This is a genomic window from Arthrobacter sp. 1088 (genome assembly GCF_031455315.1).
GTDB lineage: Bacteria > Actinomycetota > Actinomycetes > Actinomycetales > Micrococcaceae > Arthrobacter.
The window spans coordinates 293728-310534 of the sequence record NZ_JAVDSM010000005.1 but is presented as its reverse complement, the minus strand read 5'-3'; the positions used below and the strand labels follow the sequence as shown (position 1 = coordinate 310534).

14 protein-coding genes are annotated in these 16807 nt (G+C 62.8%); 5 read left to right on the top strand and 9 right to left on the bottom strand.

All coding sequences use genetic code 11. The annotated features are described in order from the left end of the window. Positions 1-15 precede the first annotated feature (15 nt). On the top strand, positions 16-783 hold the full coding sequence (locus J2Y41_RS10155; RefSeq protein WP_309928317.1) for a glycoside hydrolase family 16 protein: 768 nt from the start codon (positions 16-18) through the stop codon (positions 781-783). On the opposite strand, the gene J2Y41_RS10150 is transcribed toward J2Y41_RS10155, so the two are convergent. The 5 genes from J2Y41_RS10150 to J2Y41_RS10130 all read right to left on the bottom strand — a co-directional run bounded on the left by J2Y41_RS10150 (position 764) and on the right by J2Y41_RS10130 (position 6109). Next, positions 764-1855, bottom strand: coding sequence for an ROK family protein (locus tag J2Y41_RS10150; RefSeq protein WP_309928316.1), 1092 nt, complete (start codon positions 1853-1855; stop codon positions 764-766). The two genes, J2Y41_RS10155 and J2Y41_RS10150, sit on opposite strands and share 20 nt — an antisense overlap. 53 nt (positions 1856-1908) lie before the next feature. Next, the gene (locus J2Y41_RS10145; protein ID WP_224165823.1) at positions 1909-2835 is read right to left on the bottom strand and encodes an ABC transporter substrate-binding protein; all 927 of its coding nucleotides are present in this window, start codon (positions 2833-2835) and stop codon (positions 1909-1911) included. A gap of 131 nt (positions 2836-2966) precedes the next feature. After that, the gene (locus J2Y41_RS10140) at positions 2967-4322 is read right to left on the bottom strand and encodes an aspartate aminotransferase family protein (protein ID WP_309928315.1); all 1356 of its coding nucleotides are present in this window, start codon (positions 4320-4322) and stop codon (positions 2967-2969) included. Positions 4323-4350: 28 nt separating this feature from the next. Beyond that, a complete protein-coding gene (locus J2Y41_RS10135) occupies positions 4351-5400 on the bottom strand; it encodes a phosphotransferase (protein ID WP_309928314.1) in 1050 nt (349 codons plus the stop codon). Between the two features lie 34 nt (positions 5401-5434). Continuing rightward, positions 5435-6109: a haloacid dehalogenase type II gene (locus J2Y41_RS10130; RefSeq protein WP_309928313.1), complete on the bottom strand. Its 675-nt coding sequence runs from the start codon at positions 6107-6109 to the stop codon at positions 5435-5437. 236 nt (positions 6110-6345) lie between these two features. Between J2Y41_RS10130 and J2Y41_RS10125 the strand changes: the two genes are divergently transcribed. Beyond that, positions 6346-6900 carry a hypothetical protein gene (locus J2Y41_RS10125; protein ID WP_309928312.1) on the top strand — a complete coding sequence of 185 codons (555 nt, stop codon included), beginning with the start codon at positions 6346-6348 and terminating at the stop codon, positions 6898-6900. After that, entirely contained in the window at positions 6897-9842 is a 2946-nt protein-coding gene (locus J2Y41_RS10120; RefSeq protein WP_309928311.1) for an ATP-binding cassette domain-containing protein, read from the top strand. Before J2Y41_RS10125 ends, J2Y41_RS10120 begins: the two co-directional genes overlap by 4 nt. On the opposite strand, the gene metH is transcribed toward J2Y41_RS10120, so the two are convergent. From metH to J2Y41_RS10105, 3 genes are all read right to left on the bottom strand, one after another. After that, positions 9832-13497, bottom strand: a complete 3666-nt coding sequence (metH, locus tag J2Y41_RS10115; protein ID WP_309928310.1) for a methionine synthase — start codon at positions 13495-13497, stop codon at positions 9832-9834. The two genes, J2Y41_RS10120 and metH, sit on opposite strands and share 11 nt — an antisense overlap. 223 nt (positions 13498-13720) lie before the next feature. Then, positions 13721-14140: a hypothetical protein gene (locus J2Y41_RS10110; RefSeq protein WP_224092893.1), complete on the bottom strand. Its 420-nt coding sequence runs from the start codon at positions 14138-14140 to the stop codon at positions 13721-13723. 2 nt (positions 14141-14142) lie between these two features. Further along, on the bottom strand, positions 14143-14448 hold the full coding sequence (locus tag J2Y41_RS10105; RefSeq protein ID WP_224092895.1) for a hypothetical protein: 306 nt from the start codon (positions 14446-14448) through the stop codon (positions 14143-14145). A 531-nt stretch (positions 14449-14979) separates the two neighbouring features. On the opposite strand from J2Y41_RS10105, the gene J2Y41_RS10100 reads away from it, so the two are divergent. Together J2Y41_RS10100 and J2Y41_RS10095 are read left to right on the top strand one after the other, a co-directional pair. After that, positions 14980-16143 carry an exo-alpha-sialidase gene (locus J2Y41_RS10100; protein WP_309928371.1) on the top strand — a complete coding sequence of 388 codons (1164 nt, stop codon included), beginning with the start codon at positions 14980-14982 and terminating at the stop codon, positions 16141-16143. Between the two features lie 7 nt (positions 16144-16150). After that, a complete protein-coding gene (locus J2Y41_RS10095) occupies positions 16151-16438 on the top strand; it encodes a MoaD/ThiS family protein (RefSeq protein ID WP_216924633.1) in 288 nt (95 codons plus the stop codon). A 26-nt stretch (positions 16439-16464) separates the two neighbouring features. On the opposite strand, the gene J2Y41_RS10090 is transcribed toward J2Y41_RS10095, so the two are convergent. Further along, a complete protein-coding gene (locus J2Y41_RS10090) occupies positions 16465-16701 on the bottom strand; it encodes a hypothetical protein (RefSeq protein WP_224092898.1) in 237 nt (78 codons plus the stop codon). Positions 16702-16807: the final 106 nt, after the last annotated feature.

The window sequence follows — 16807 nt, the reverse complement described above, 5'->3', positions numbered from 1 at the left end:
AACTAGGATTTGCTGATGACCGGAGAAATCATTGATGAGCGCTTTACCGATTCAGCACTGAACCCTGCCCTTTGGGTTGAGCACTACCTTCCCCAATGGACCGAGCCGGACCGGTCCCGGGCCCGCTACGATTTCGACGTTGACGGATTGCGGTTGCGTATTGATGCCGACCAGCCTGCCTGGCGTGAAGCCGACGGTCCCTTTCGGGTCAGTAATCTCCAAACGGGAACCTTCTCCGGGGGCCTCGGGACCACGCGGGGAACACACCGCCACCGACTCGATGGACTGCAGGTGGTGACTCCCCAGCCGACACGCCGGTTATGGACCCCAGTCACGGGAGAGGTCCAGGTAAGGGTGAGCGCAAGCGCGGACCCGACCTGCATGCTCGCAATATGGTTGGTGGGATTTGAAGAGTCCAGTCCGGCCGACTCCGGGGAGTTGTGCATCGCTGAACTTTTCGGTGACAAGATCGCGCCAGACAGCAGCACTGTTCGAGTCGGGATCAAGGCACACCACGATCCCCGGCTGACCACCGACGTCCGGGACATCCAGCTGCCCATTGATGCCACCACGCCGCACACATACGGTGTGCGCTGGTCCGGGACCGGGGCGGAGTTCTCCGTTGACGGACACGTCATCATGTCCAGCCCACAGGGTCTCGCCTACGAGCAGCAATTGATGATTGATCTCTTTGAATTCCCCGCTACGGAGCAGCGCGAAGCAGAAAACTATCCAAAGACCGCGCGGGTTCATTCCGTGGTTGCTACTGGGCTTCGAGCATAGATTCCCGGAGCCGGGACTGGACCAACGCCAGTCCCGCATAGGCCGCTCCCTGGGCCACCGAGAGTCCGACGACTTGCGGCACCACGGTGATCCCAGGGACTACCGGAAGGATTTGCGCCAGACGCCTGAGTGCCTCAGGAAGGACTTCGTCCACAAGCGGACTCAGGCGGCCCACGAAATATACGGACTCCGGGTCAAGCGTCACGGCAACGGCACCGACGGCGGCGACCACCGCCGTCGTAAATGCCTCAAGCACCTCCGCGCGGGACGCCGCATCCTTCGGTTGGGACCAGAGCGCTTGGATGTCGTCCAGGTCCAGTCCCCGTCCACTTGCGAATTGGAGGAGTCCCTTTGTGCTTAACAGTCCCTCGAGTGTCTCGTTGCCAACGCCGGCGAACAGAACCTCACCAAGGTGGCCGAAAGCCGAAGTCCGGCCCTGTGCGATTTCATGATCAGTGCAACTGGCGAAGCTCAGCTCCGTACTCAGCATGAAGAGAACAGCGTTTCCTATGGTCGCGTCACCCTTCAGGATCCCCCGGAGGGATGCGCTGGCATCGCTCTCAAGCACCACGGGAGCCTTCAACCGATCTTCAATCGTCTCTTGAAGAATTGCCGTACCCGTCCGGATACGGCCAGGCAGGGCGGCGACGATTTGGCGCAGTGGCCCCTCGGCGGAATCGCTGGTATCCACAATCAGGTCCAGCAACCACCCGGCGATGGCTTCTTCATCGCCGCCCTCCAAGCTGGGCACGATCACATGCCTGACCTCGCGGCCCCGCAGGTCCGTCACCAGGACGCAAGTGGTCCGTGCTCCGAACGAGATGCCCACAACATGCCCCGCCGTGCCGGGCACATCCAGATAGGTGGAGGGCCGGCCACGACGCGCAACAGCGTTGACTCCCTGTTCGACGACGAGACCGTCGTAACGAAGCTCATCCACCTTCCGGGATACCGTGGCCTGGCTTAATCGTGTCAGCTCGATGAGCCTGGTACGCGTCAAGGGCGCCTCTGAAAGGACAGCATCAAGAACCCAAGCCTTGGTGTGGTCCCTTGCGGTGGGATTGGTACGCATAGCACAACCTTAATGAGATATCAGAGCGAAGCCGGGACGTGTGGGGGCCGGTACTAGCGGATCTTGGCCTCAGTAATAGCCGATTCTCCCAGGCCCCAGTAGTCCAGGGACTTCTTGTATTCGGGGGATTCCAGGACGGATTGGATTGCTTTCTGGAGTGCCGGGGTCAGGGGGGACCCCTTCTTCACGCCCATGGCGACATTGGTATCAGTGCGGGTATCCATGCGCGGCTGCAAGGTGGTGAAGTGGTTGGGCTGCTGATCGTTGGCCCACGCCAGGGCACTGGCATCGTAAAACACAGCGTCGATCCGCTTGGAGTCCAGTTGTGTCAGGGCTTCCTGGACGTTGGGCAGGGTGATCGCGTTGATGGCGGGCTTGCCCTGGGAGGTGCAAGTCCACTCCGAGACATTGGGCAGGTGCTTCAGTTGCTGCGTTGAGCCCTTGGTCACGCCAACGTTCTTGCCACAGAGCGTGTCATTGGTCAGGTTGAGCGGGTTGTCCTTCGCTACGGCTACTGCCGAGCCTCCCTTGAGATAGTTGATCATGTCCAGCACCTTCAGCCGCTCGGCTGTAGCGGACATGGTGGTGGCTGTGAAGTCGAAGCGGCCGCCGTCGATGCCGGGAATGATCGTGTCGAACGCCGTGTTCTCGAACTTCAGCTTCAGGCCCAGCTTCTTTGCTACCAGGCGGGCAAGATCCGGGTTCACGCCAATGGGGGTTTTGTTGTCTTCGGCGAGGAACGTCATCGGCGGGGAGCTTAGGTCCATCGCGACCGTCAGTTCGCCCTTGTCTTTGATGGCCTTCGGCAGCAACGCCACCGCGTCTGCGTCCGGCTGGACACCCTCTGAGATGTCACGGGTGTTCTGGGTCTTCGGAATCTCCGTCGCTTCAGTGCCTGTTGCGGCGCCACCGCATGCAGTCAGGGCCAACAGGACAGCGAGCCCCGCAGCAGCTGTTTGGATCTTGTGTGTCGTCTTCATGGTGCAACCTTTCAAGTGATTTCGGCTGGTGTAATACACAGAGTGCTTTCACGGTGGAAGGCACAATCCCCAAGCATTTGGTGGGAGCGCCAGGCTGGCCTGTTTGTTGCGCCCCTGTTTGTTGTTGCGACCTAGCGCAGAGCCTTGAAGGCACGGCCCATTCCTTCGAGCAGGCGATCGGCGTCGTCACTGGAAAAGGGCATTGGCGGACGGATTTTCAGGACGTTGCCCTGGGCTCCGCAAGCCGAGATCAGGATCCGGTCCTGCCGGAGGGCATTGACTATGCCGGCGGCAGCCTCCCCATTGGGTGCGAGGGTGGATCGATCGGTCACGAGGTCGACGCCGATGAAGAAGCCGCTTCCACGTACCTCTGCCACCTGGTCCAGATTCCGGGTGAGATCCTCCAGTCCAGTGAGGATCTTTCTGCCAACCTTCAAGGCGTTCTCCATGAGTGATTCGTCCCGGATGACGTCCAGGACGGCCTGGGCCGCCGCTATGGCTACTGAATTTCCGCCGAAGGTGTTGAAGTAGCGGATGTTCCTGCCGAACTCCTGCAGCAATTCGGGCTTGAAGATTGCTGCCGCGACGGGAATGCCGTTACCCATGGGCTTGCCGATGGTCACGATGTCGGGGACGATTCCGTGGCGCTGGAAGCCCCACCATTCCTCACCGGTACGGCCGAATCCTGGCTGTACCTCGTCTGCGATGTACAGGCCGCCCACGGCATGGATCTCTTCGATGATGGGGCGGAGGAAGCCTGTCGGGCCAGCGAAGACGCCGTCGGAGGAGAAGATGCTGTCGGCGATGAAAGCAGCCACTCCGATGCCGTGCCGGTGAAGGTCGGCGATGGCTGCACGCACCTGGGTACGCAGGTGATCCTGCAGCGAGCCTTGATCAGATGAGTAGCGCAGGGCGTCGGGGGCGTCGATGACCCGCACGTTCGCACCCAGGGGCACACCCTTGCCCAATGAAGGTGAGAACGACGAGACCTCGGCAGTAAGGCCGTGGTATGCGCCGGCGGTGACGATGATGCCCTGCTGTCCGGTCACATATTTTGCGACGCGCATCGCGAGGTCGTTGGCCTCTGATCCAGTGCAAGTGAACATGACATGGCCAAGCTCGGCGGGGAACGTTGAAAGCAGCTGTTCCGAGTAATCCAGGATGGATTCCTGGACGTAGCGGGTGTTGGTGTTCAGCGTCTGCATCTGCTGGTGGACAGCCTCAATGACACGCGGGTGGCCGTGACCTACAGAGGGAACGTTGTTGTAGACGTCGAGATATTCATTGCCGTCCCGGTCAAACAACGTGACACCCTTGCCCCGAACAATTTCCAGTGGCTCGTCGTAGAACAGTCTGTAGCCGGGCCCCAGACTCTTGTCCCGGCGTCGAATGCTCTTCTGTATCTGGTCCGGGAGCTCGTCCAGGCGGCTGGGATCGAAGCCATTGATCATGGCCCGGGAGGGCTTGCGGATTGGGGAAGTGCCCATGTTTTCTCCTGGAAGCTAGGGGGTCGGTTCAAGGTGTGCAAGAAAGTTCTGGTGCCGGGGCCGCGGCGGTGGACGCGAGCCGGTCCCAGTCAGACTTTGAGTGGGAGAGGAGATAGTCGCGCCTTTGCGGCAACTGGCTTGCGCGCCATTGGGTTATCAGGGCCCGCAGCAGAAGGCGCGCCTGGGCGGAGACGATCAGGGCTTCCAACTCCTGCCCCGGCAGGGGGCGGATGCTTCGATAACCGTTCATGACGTGGAGTGCTTGCTCCCAGGGGCTGGCCGGGTCGGCACCCAGGAGATTGGCCATGGTGACGCTGATGTCGAAGATGACGGGGGTTCGCACGACGTCTCCGAAGTCGATAATCCCGGTGACGTAATCGGGCCTGCCGGGATTGACGAGGACATTGAACGGACTGAAATCCCCGTGGACAACCTGGGACGCCAGCGTGCCGAGGAGCGGAACCACCTTTTCGTCGAACTGATCGAAAATGTCCTCTGCGAGGGAGCGTTTTTCCTTCTCATCGACATAGTCAAGAAGGGGGCGCATCCGGTGGAAATGCTTAAGATCCCAGAGGAGCAAGCGGTCCGCGCGGGGATGCTCGAAATCCTGCAAAGCAAGCCCCAGGCGGGCCAGGCTTGAGCCCACCAATCGCAGCTGGCCAGCGGACGCGTCCTGATTGGCCAGCAGGTCCCCAGGCAGGAACTGCATCACCCGCAGTACCCGGTCATAGGCTCCCGTAGGCGCCGGGATGAGGACTTGCGGCTCTCCGCCAAGGCTCCTGACGAGACGCTGGACTGGAAGTTCGGGGGCAGTCCGTTCCAAATGCTCCATGCAGGCCGTTTGAAGGTGGACGATCACTGGGTCCTCATCCGAGGGAGAGATCTTCACCAGATACGTTTCGTCCCCGTCCCGGAGCCGGAAAGTCTCGTCCTTCTCGGTGGGAATCCTAACCAGCGTTCCCTTCAGGCCGTAGAACTGTTCAAGCAGCTCCAGGACGGCGGGGTCAGCGAGCTGCGGATGTTCCGCCAGGAGTCCACTCTCTGATGCCACTGCTTGGATAAAAGCAGAATCGCTCATTTCACCCTTTCATCGACGGAGAGCCGGCAAGCGGTTAGAGGCCGAGGTGCTTGTTGATCTCGTCCAGGGACTTGACCGCGTTGTAGTCGTAGCCGCCGGTGATGGGGTCGTAGCCGCGGTCCAGCACCCAGAGGTTGCGGAAGCCCATGTCGTGCATCGGATGCATGTCGTACCGGGTGTGCGAGGCGATGTGAAGGAAGTCTTCCGGCTTGGCGTTCAGGGTGTCGAGCATGTACTCGAAAGCTTGGTACCGCGGCTTGTAGGCCTGGGCCTGTTCGGCGGTCAGCACGGCATGGAAGTCAGCACCGAGCTTGGGGATGCTGATCTCCAGGAAGCTGTCGTCGGCGTTGGACAACGCCACCAGCTTGTAGTTGTCGCCCATGAGCTTCAGCGGCGCCGGTACGTCGTCGTGGGCATCAAAACCGCGTACAGCGTCAGCGAACTCTGCCCCTGCGCCCGGGGTTGGGCCTATGCCAAAAAACTTGCAGACCCGGTCGAGGGAATTCTGAAGGATCTGCTCGTATGGCTTGTAGTCGCCAAGGACCTCGTCGAAGCGGTATCCGCGGAAAACCTTCTTGAACGCAGGCCACTGCTCTTCAGGCAAACGGCCCGCGAGCAGGCGGCGGGTAGTGGAGTCGGTATCCCAGTTGATCAGTGTGCCGTAGATGTCAAAGGAGATGTACTTCGGGCGGGAGCCTGTAGTGGCCATGGTGGGTCCTTTCAGTGGAGGTCCAGCGGGAGGGAGCGCTCGCTCGTTTCAGGCAATGGGCCTTCTGATGCGAGCGAGTGGAGGTTTTTGATTCACTATGAATCTAAATCGCCTACTGTCAATTGTCAACAATTTCTGCGAGATTTGTTGAGCGTCTCAGCGCCAGAGCATCGCCACTGAACGTCACACAACCCGGCACATCCAAATCCAGCCAAGCAACGTCCTACCCTTGGATCGTGACTTTTTCCAAGATCCGCACGGCCGCCGCGAACTCCCTCGCCGCCGCTGGTCTCCTGATTACCCTCGCTGCCTGTTCCACGCCGGCCGCCACCCAGCCAAGCGCCTCCGCCCCCGCCTCTGAAGCAAGCGCTTCAGCTACTGCTGCCGGGCCCTGCAGCGGCGTGAAGGTCATTGTCGATTCCGGCGCCCTGAAGCAACCCGCCGCCGACACGACCGTTTGCGTGGCAGTGGATGCGCCGACGACCGCTGCCAAAGTGCTCGATGAGGCCAAGGTGAAGACCGAAGGCACCACCCAGTACCCCACCGAACTGGTGTGCCGGGTCAACGGCGTGCCGGCTGCCGACTTCGACATCACCCACAAGGGCGGCACATACCGCGAAGAATGCAGCAAGATGCCCGCGGCCTTTGCCTACTGGTCCATTTGGGTCAAGCCCGCCTCCGGTGACTGGGCCTACGCCCAGGAAGGCCTCGCCACCCAACAGGTGAAGCCAGGCGAGAGCCTCGAACTGCTGTACACCATCGACGGCGCACCGGCCGCACCCAAGGTATGACCTTTCGACCCGCGCCGTTACGCGCTGCCGCGGCGCTTGCCGTCGTGTTCATAGCGGCGCGGGTCATCTACCGCATCCTTTTCAACGGCGCGGGCACCGTTGGGCCGGTACTGCTGGAGTTGCCATCAGTGCGGCTGCCCGCCCCATACGCCCACGTGGTCTTCCTCGGCCCAGTAACATCGCCTGGTCTGTGGGAGGCGGTTGCTTCAGCCCTGCCGATTGCCGGGATCATCTTCGGCTTCGGACTGCTCAACTCCTTCGTGGACGTGGCAAGGGGCTTCATGCGGCTGGCCCGCGGCGGTCCATTCCAGGGCATAGCCCGCACACTCGTGGTGGCTTGGGCTGCGCTCCCCGCGCTCGCCGACGCCGTTGCCTCCGTCCGCTTGGCCTTCCGGCTGCGGGGTGAACGCCTGGGCCCGCGAGCCCTTGTTCCCGTACTCGAGCGAACTCTTGAGCACGCGAGCCGCGTGGCCGCAGCCTTGGAATTGCGCGGCTTCGGGAGCAAGGCGGCTCACCAACCCGCCAGCGATCCCGGGTTGCCCCTTGAGATCAGGAACGCCCAATTCCGCATCGGCGATACGCGGCTGCAGGTCGAAAAATTCAAGCCAGTCCCCGGGACAGTAACGGTAATTACCGGACCCACCGGCTCCGGTAAGTCCACCATCCTGCGGGGTGTAGCGGGACTGCTTTCACACGTCGACGGCGGAGAACTCACTGGCACGGTCCGTGTCGCCGGAGTGGACCGTGCCGGAGCGCCGCCGCGCGATACTGCCGGCGTCGTAGGCGTTGTCCTGCAAAACCCGCGCGCGGCATTCGCCAGCACCCGCGTCCGGGACGAAATCTCGCTTTCCCTTGAACTGCGCGGCGTTGCACCCGCCATCGCCAAGGCCCGCACGGTGGAGGTCGCGGAGTGGATTGGAGTGTCTGCGCTCCTGGACCGGAACCTCAACTCCCTCTCGGCCGGCGAGGCAACGCTCGTGGCAATCGCCGCCGCCGTGGTGGAGCGCCCGGCCCTGCTCCTGGTTGACGAGCCGCTTGCTGACCTCGACACCACGGCCCGCGCCCGCGTCATAGCCGTACTCGACACCCTCGCCCATGGATCGGGCATCTGCATCATTGTGGCTGAGCATCGGGCGGAGCCGCTGGTGCCTGTCGCCGATTCGTGGTGGAGGATTCACGACGGCGGCTTGGTAGCAGGCGCCGCGCCAGCACGTTCGCGCCCGGGTGGGATCCGACCGACGCCGGCGTCCGTACCGTCACCGGAACACCCGCCCGTGCTGACTGCTGTCAAGCTCGCGGTGCACCGTAACGGCAAGCCGCTCGTCCGCGAAGCCTCCCTGGCCCTGGGCCGTGGCGAAGTGGTTGCCTTGGTCGGACCCAACGGGGCCGGGAAGTCCTCGCTCCTGGTGGCCCTCGCGCTCGGTGAAGGAACCAGCGGCACTGTCGACGGCGGCCGGGTCGCCTTGGTTCCAGACGCCTCAGACGACCTTTTCACGCGGGACACGGTGGTTGCCGAACTCCGGGCGGCAGATCGACGCGAAGCGCGCGCCCGGCGTAAATCCGGCGGGAATGGCTCGGACAGGACCGTGCCAGAACCGGCAGCGGCACGCCTGGCCCGATTGCGTGATGACGTCCGGATTCCAACAGGAAACGAGCACCCGCGGGACCTGTCGGCCGGAGAGCGCCGTATCCTCGCCATCGCCCTTCAGACCGCCGACGATCCCCCAGTCCTCCTTATTGATGAGCCCACCCGTGGGCTCGATCCGGAGGCCCGCGCAGGCGTCTCGGCCGCCTTGCTCGCGTTGGCGGACACCGGCGCGGCGGTCCTGATCGCCACACATGACCTCGATTTCGCCCACCACCTGGGCGCCCGGATCGTGCAGATGGACGACGGCGTGGCACCGGCCCCCCAAACCGAAGTCGTACTCCCATCCGATAGCGACGCCGGCCCGGCGACCTCCACACCCACGGCAGCAGAGAAGCCCGGAGCCATCGGGAACGTTGAGGCCTCCCAGTTCATCGACGGGGCAAAAGACACCCGACCGGCAAATGCTGCTACCCCAAAGAGGGCCCACCACCTCCGTTTGCCACGGGCCTTGGAGATCGCGATTCTCGCGGCTGCCAACGTTTTGGCACTGGGCGCGTTCTGCTGGCCATTGCTCGCGTCGGCCCTGCCCGAGGATGCGGCTGCGGCCGTGCCTTTCGCCGCCCTGGCGATTGCACCCCTTGCCGTTGTCGGCATTATCGTGGCCCTGGACGGCTCGGTCCGTTCCGCACACACCGTGGCCCTGCTGGGCGTCCTGGCCGCCGTCGGTTCGGCAGTTCGCGTGGCGAGCACCGGCGTCGGGGGAGTCGAAGCAGTGTTCATCCTGCTGATCCTGGCCGGCCGCGCCTTCGGTGCCAGATTCGGAATGCTCCTTGGCGCGGCCACGATCGCGGTCTCCAGTGCACTGTGGAGCGGCATAGGCCCTTGGTCGCCGTTCCAGATCTTCGCCTGCGCATGGGTGGCGGCGGGGGCGGGCCTGTTGCCGCGCAGGTTTCGCGGACGAGCTGAACTATGGATGCTTTGCGGCTACGGCATCGTGGCGTCCTACGTTTTCGGTCTGCTCACCAACCTGTGGTTCTGGCCGTTCGCCGTCGGTGCCGGAACCGGCATTTCCTACGTGCCCGGCGCACCACTGGCCACCAACCTCAGCAGCTTCCTGCTCTACTCCCTTTTGACCTCGACGGCGGGATGGGACACCTTGCGCGCCATCACTACCATCATCGGAATCTTTGCGGTGGGACGGGCTATCCTCGCCGCTTTCAGGCGGGCGAAGCCGGTCTCCGGCCCGGGCGTTCGAACTACCCGGGCTGAGGACGCGGGGTCCAGGAAGACGGGCATGAAGAATGACCGTCCCCAACGTCCCCAACCCAAAGGCCCGCACCAACTCACACCTTGAAGTACTTGGCCTCCGGGTGGTGGAACACGAAAGCATCCGTTGACTGCTCCGGGTGGAGCATGAGTTCATCGCTGAGGATCACGCCCATCCGTTCGGGCTTCAGCAACTCCGTGACCTTGCGGCGGTCCTCCATGTCCGGGCAGGCCGGATATCCCAGGGAGAAGCGTGCACCGCGGTAGTCGAGCTTGAAATAACCGGCTTTGTCCTTGGGCTCTTCGGCTGCGAAACCCAGCTCGGAACGGATCCGCGCGTGCCAGAATTCAGCCAGTGCCTCGGTGAGCTGCATGACCAGGCCATTGAGCTCGTAATAGTCGCGGTAGTGGTTTCCCGCGAAAAGCTTGGAAGTCACTTCTTCGATCTTCGAGCCGGCGGTGACCAGCTGGATCGGCAGGAGGTCGATCTGGCCCGATTCCCGGGAGCGCACGAAGTCGGCGAGGCACAAGTGCCGGTCCCGGCGCTGGCGTGGGAAGTCGAAGCGCAGGCGCTCGGTGCCGATGGGTCCGCCTGAACCACCATCGGGGGCGAGCAGACCGGGGATGCCGAGGACGCCGTCGTCGTCCTCACCGTGGTGCAGCACCACCACCTGTTCGCCCTCGGACACAACGGGGAAATAGCCGTAGGCGACCGAAGCGTCGAGCATTCCCTCGGCAAGGATCCGGTCCAGCCAGTACCGCAGACGGGGCCGGCCTTCAAGTTCCACCAGTTCGTCGTAGGAGGCGCCGTCGTCTCCCCGCCCAGGTTTGAGCCCCCACTGGCCCATGAAGGTTGCGCGCTCATCGAGCAAAGCAGCATAGTCGTGCAACGCGACGCCGCGCACAATCCGCGTGCCCCAGAATGGGGGAGCGGGGACAGGGTTTTCGGCGGTGACGTCGGACCGGCCGGGCATTGCCTCCGGTTCGGTCACCGTGAACTTCGGGCCACTCTTGTGGATCCGCTTCTTCAGTGGCGGAAGGCCCACCGCGTCAGGGTCAGCGCCGCGGGCCACCTGCACCAACGGTTCCATGAGGGAGAGGCCCTCAAAAGCGTCCTTGGCATACCTGACGGTGCCTTCGAACTGCTCTGCCAGGTCCTGCTCCACGTAGGCGCGCGTCAGTGCCGCACCGCCGAGGATGATCGGCCACTTTTTCGCCAGGCCCCGGGACTGGAGCTCGGCAAGGTTTTCCTTCATCACGACCGTGGACTTCACCAGCAGCCCAGACATCCCGATCACGTCGGCGTCATGCTCCTCCGCAGCGGCCATGATCTCGGCGATTCCCTGTTTGATGCCGATGTTGACCACTTTGTAGCCGTTGTTGGTGAGGATGATGTCCACGAGGTTCTTGCCAATATCGTGCACGTCGCCGCGAACGGTGGCGATCACCATGGTGCCCTTGCCCGATGAATCCGACTTCTCCATGTGCGGCTCAAGCAGTGCGACCGCGTTCTTCATCACCTCAGCGGATTGCAGCACGAATGGAAGCTGCATCTCGCCGGCGCCGAAGCGCTCACCAACAACCTTCATGCCCTCCAGCAGTTGGTCGTTGATGATGCCCAGCGGGGTCATGCCTTCGCTGCGTGCGAGGTCGAGGTCCTCTTCGAGGCCCTTGCCTTCACCGTCGATGATGCGCCGCTGCAGGCGTTCACCGGTGGGCAGTGCAGCGAGTTCCGCGGCGCGCTGGTCCTTGAGCGCGGCGCTGTCCACGCCCGCGAACAGATCAAGCATGACGGCCAGGGGGTCATAGGTGACGTTGCCGTCGGCGTCGTACTCGCGGCGGTCCCACACGAGGTCCAGGGCCACCTTGCGCTGTTCATCCGGCAGCGATGCAAGCGGGACGATCTTCGCGGCGTCGATGATGCCGCTGGACAGGCCCGCCTGGACGGCCTCGTGCAGGAATACCGAGTTCAACACCATACGCGCGGCAGGGTTCAGGCCAAAGGACACGTTCGAGACGCCGAGGGTGGTCTGGATGCCGGGATACTTCGTGTTGATCTGGCGGATGGCCTCAATGGTTTCGATGGCGTCCCGGCGGGTTTCTTCCTGGCCCGTGGCGATGGGGAACGTCAGGGCATCTACGATGATGTCCTCGACGCGCATTCCCCATTCGCCCACCAACGCGTCTACGAGGCGGGAAGCGATGGCCACCTTGCCTTCGGTGGTGCGGGCCTGGCCCTGTTCGTCGATTGTCAGGGCAATCACGGCCGTGCCGTGTTCCTTCACAAGCGGCATGATGCGCGCAAAGCGGCTGTCGGGGCCGTCGCCGTCTTCGTAGTTGACCGAGTTGACCACTGGGCGGCCGCCGATGTGCTCAAGTCCGGCCTGCAGCACAGGCGGCTCTGTGGAGTCGATGACCAACGGGAGGGTAGAGGCCGACGCGAAACGCGAGACGATCTCCTTGATGTCCGCAACGCCGTCGCGCCCCACATAATCGATGCAAACATCGAGCAGGTGCGCGCCGACCCGGACCTGCTCGCGGGCAATATCCACGCAGTCGTCCCAGCGCTCTTCCAGCATCGCTTGGCGGAACGCCTTGGAACCGTTGGCGTTGGTGCGCTCACCAATGGCAAGGTAAGCGGACTCCTGGTCGAACGGAACGTGGTGGTAGAGGGACGCGACGCCGGCCTCCCGCTCGGTGGGGACCCGGCCGCCGGCGCTTTTCGTGCTGCCGGTGACGGTCCCGGCGTCGGGCGTGTTGCCGTTGCTGCGGAAGGGCTCAAGACGTTCGACGACGGCGGCCATGTGCTCCGGCGTCGTACCGCAACAGCCGCCCACCAGGCCCAAGCCGAATTCACGCACGAACTGCTCGTGCGCGGTGGCGAGTTCCGCGGGGGAGAGCGGATAGTGCGCGCCGGCCGCGCCGAGGATCGGCAGCCCGGCGTTGGGCATGCAGGCGATAGCGACAGAGGACTGCTTGGAGAGGTGCCGCAGGTGCTCACTCATCTCATCCGGACCCGTGGCACAGTTCAGGCCGATGGCATCGACGCCCAACGGCTCCAAGGCGGTGAGTGCAGCGCCGATTTCGGAACCCATCAGCATGGTTCCCGTGGTCTCCACCGTCACCTCAACAAAGATGGGGAGGCGGACGCCGCGGGAAACGATCGCCTGCTTGCAACCGTTCACGGCGGCCTTCGTCTGCAGGAGGTCCTGGCTCGTTTCGATGAGGAATGCGTCGGCTCCGCCGTCGATGAGGCCCTCGGCCTGCAGCGCAAACGTCTTCTTGAGGTGGTCGTAGCTGGTGTGGCCGAGGCTGGGGAGCTTGGTGCCCGGACCCATGGACCCCAGGACCCAGCGCTCGCGGCCGTCCGTCGCTTCAGCTGCCTCGGCGCGTTCGCGGGCGATTTTCGCGCCCTTGTACGCCAGCTCCGCGATGCGGTCATCGATGCCGTAGTCCGAGAGGTTGGACCAGTTCGCGCCGAAAGTATTGGTTTCCACGGCGTCGATGCCCACGGCAAAGTAGGCGTCGTGAATGTCGGCGACGACGTCCGGGCGGGTGTCGTTGAGGATTTCGTTGCAGCCTTCAAGATTTTGGAAGTCCGTGTCCAGGGACAGCTCCCGGTCCTGCAGCATGGTGCCCATCGCGCCATCGGCGATGACGACGCGCTGGTTCACCGCGTCAAGAAGGGACTGGGAACGGGCAGGGCGGGGGACGGAATCAATGTCAAGGGCAAAACGGGCCATATAGACAGAGTACGGGTGGGGTGTGACACAGCACGGAGTGTTTCCGTGTACTACGACGGCGGGTGGTTGCCTTTCTCGGCGGGCCGGTGCCCGAGCCTGGCTTCCACGCTAGCCACCAATGAACCCGATGCGTCAGACGCCAACTGCAGACAACACGAAGCAGCCACCCTGCCGCCGAAGGGTGGCTGCCTACGTCAAACGGATTCGTCTATCTGTACCTATCCTACGGTGCGGCTTTGCCGACTGTGCGTTGACTGATGACAGTCGTGCCGTCTTCAGCGTAGAGCTTCAAAACGCGGCCAGCGCCGTCCTTCCGAGCATTCTGCATCTGAATGGCTTCTTCCGGCGACTTAGGTGTTCCCTGATCCAGATCAGCCTTCTTTAGATAGCCGATCTTTCCGTCGTCCCCGACGGATCTGATGAGATCTGGTTCGTCGGCCGGTGTCCGCGCCTCCATTGCGGACCCGTAGGTCTCACCTCGCGCGTTCTTGGGGAAGTCCACCTTGTCTCCTTGTTCAATTTGGACAGTCGGTGCCCCGGCATTTGCCGTGGTGATGGCAAACCCGACGACACCGCCGATTGCAATAGCGATGGTAGTGGCCGCGACGCCAAAGGCCTTGCGATGCTGAGTAAATGATTTCATGCCTAGAGTCCCCCGTAGGCTGCCGGTGTCCAGTGAGTGTAGTAGTAGTTGTAGCCGTTGCCGTTCCAGGCACCGACGACTCCATAGGACTGGTAGGCCCCATAGCCGCATGAAAGCCACACACCGTTATCAAGCTGGTGGGCGACTATGTCGTTGTAAACATCCCACCCCTCATCGCAGAAGTTTCCACCAATAAAGGCACGGCCGCGTGCATAAATCCAGCCGACGGGGACGTCACCTCCTTGGGCGTAAATAAAGGATGCCGCCTTCCCGCGACCGCCGTCCCACGTGGTATCAAGCGCGGCCAACGTTTGGTATGTCCTCCCACCGGTCGAGAACTGGCCGATTAGACTCTGCGTATTCGTGGCGTATGCGGCGCCCGCACCGAATCCGAGCGTGCCCCCCAGCAGGACAGCTATCACAGAAGCTTTTGTGAAAGCCTTCAATCCGCGTTTTGGGCGCTGACCTACACCTTGAGATTTTCGTGCTGAATCAATAGTCATGTGTTACCCTTTCCCCCCGAACAGTCGAACTAGGGATTGCGCAAATATACTCACGAACTCACCAACTGATGGTGTAGCCATAGTTCTTAATGGAAGTGGCCCTATCGCTCATGCTGTCTAGCCTTTTCATCTGTTTCCCCAATCTAAAGTGACCCAGTTCAGTGGCGCGCTTGCCAGCGAACAGAAGGGTTGCCCGGTTGAAACACACCTTCACGAATATCTAGTGCGCGGAGTGCCGAAACGTGACGCGAGTCTCGTCTATGGTCGGCTTCAAACCAGGACGGTTATCCACATGCTCCAAGGAACCCGTTGCCACCCATGCGCCCTGATGGTTCGATGGGGTTCATGGCTACCGCAGATACCGCAGAAAGTTATGTCCTGGCGATCGGGACCAAGAAGGGTTTGTGGCTGGCAACCAGCCCGGATCGCAAGGAGTGGTCCCTCTCCGGCCCGCACTTCCTGATGAGCGAGATCCCCAGCATCGGGATAGACACCAGGGACGGCAAAACCAGGATCATGGTCGGGGTGCGTTCGGAGCACTGGGGACCCACCGTCGCCCATTCCGATGACCTGGGCGCCACCTGGACCGAGCCCGAGCAGGGCGCCATCAAGTTCCCGGACGGCGCAGACGCTGCCTTGGAACGCATCTGGCAGATCTACCCCGACGCCGAGTCCCGGCCTGGCGTGGTCTGGGCCGGGTGCGAACCGATTTCAGTGTGGAAATCAACCGACGGCGGCGAGCACTTTGAGTTGAACCGCGGGCTGTGGGACCACCCCCACCGCAGCGAGTGGGGTGCGGGGTACGGTGGCGCTGCGGCCCACTCGATCGTGGTGGATCCGTCCGGCGAGAAGGTCCATGTAGCCATGAGCACGGGCGGCGTTTACAGATCGCTCGACGGCGGGACCTCCTGGGAGCCCCGCAACAAGGGAATCTCGGCCTACTTCATGCCTGATCCCAATCCAGAGTTTGGCCAGTGCGTTCACAAGATTGCTGCGGATGCCGCCGTCGAGGGCCGTTTGTACGCGCAGAACCACCATGGCGTGTACCGCACGGACGATGACGGCGAGAACTGGAACTCCATCGCGGACGGACTGCCCGCGGATTTTGGTTTCGTGATGCTGACCCATCCCCGGCGCGAGGGCACAGCCTGGGTCATCCCACTGAAGGCCGACGGCGAACGCATACCGCCGGACGGCAAGCTCAGCGTGCACCGCACGCAGGATGCCGGCGGAACGTGGAGAGAGCTTCACACCGGTCTGCCGGACCACGAATACAACGCTGTGCTTCGCGATGCCGCATCCGTGGACACCGCCGAACCGACTGGCGTGTACTTCGGAACCCGCGGCGGGGACGTCTACGCCAGCGCCGACGAGGGCGAGACCTTTACTGAAGTGGCCTCGCACTTGCCGGACGTACTGTGCGTGCGTGCCGCCGTCGTGGTTGGAAACCGCAGCGGCGGGGCGCGGGAAGCATCAGCCAGCGCTCCGGTGCCTGGTTAGGCCCGTTGTGGCTGACTTTACGGTGGTGTTGCCGGGTGTCCTGCAGCCGCTCGTCGGCGGACAGTCCTATCTGACTGCGTCCGCCGACGGGGCTGTGACCGTTGGACAGTTGCTGGACTCGGTAACCGGAGAATATCCGGTTCTGGCCAGGCGTTTGCGTGATGAAACCGGTGCCCTCCGCCGTTTCGTGAATATTTACGTGAACGGCGATGAGGTCCGGCGTCTGAAAGGTCTTGATACGGAGGTTGCGGCCGGTCAGGAGGTCTTGATTATCCAGTCCGTGGCCGGTGGCTAAGCGGGTATTTGGGGTCAAGCCGGGGTTCAGGCGACGCGCCAAACACTGCATTCGTCGGTATTAATGGCTTTCCTCATCCCGGAGACGTGGTCCATGATCCAGACGACGCCGATTCCCGGCGCTGTTTCCTGGACCCGTCCGCGGCGGATGACCACGTCATCGTAAGCGGGACCAACGGACATTCGGGCCTCGATCTCGTCTCCGCGGTGGAGCTGGCTGATCGCGCGTATACGTTTTGTGTGAGTAGTGACTTCCTTCAGCATGGTGTCCTCCTGAACTGGAGCTGGTGCCTGCACTTGCCGGCTATTCCAGTGTGGCGGGGCATTGTTGCCGGAGTATTTCGGCGTGGTTAGGGTCCGGTTAGCATTC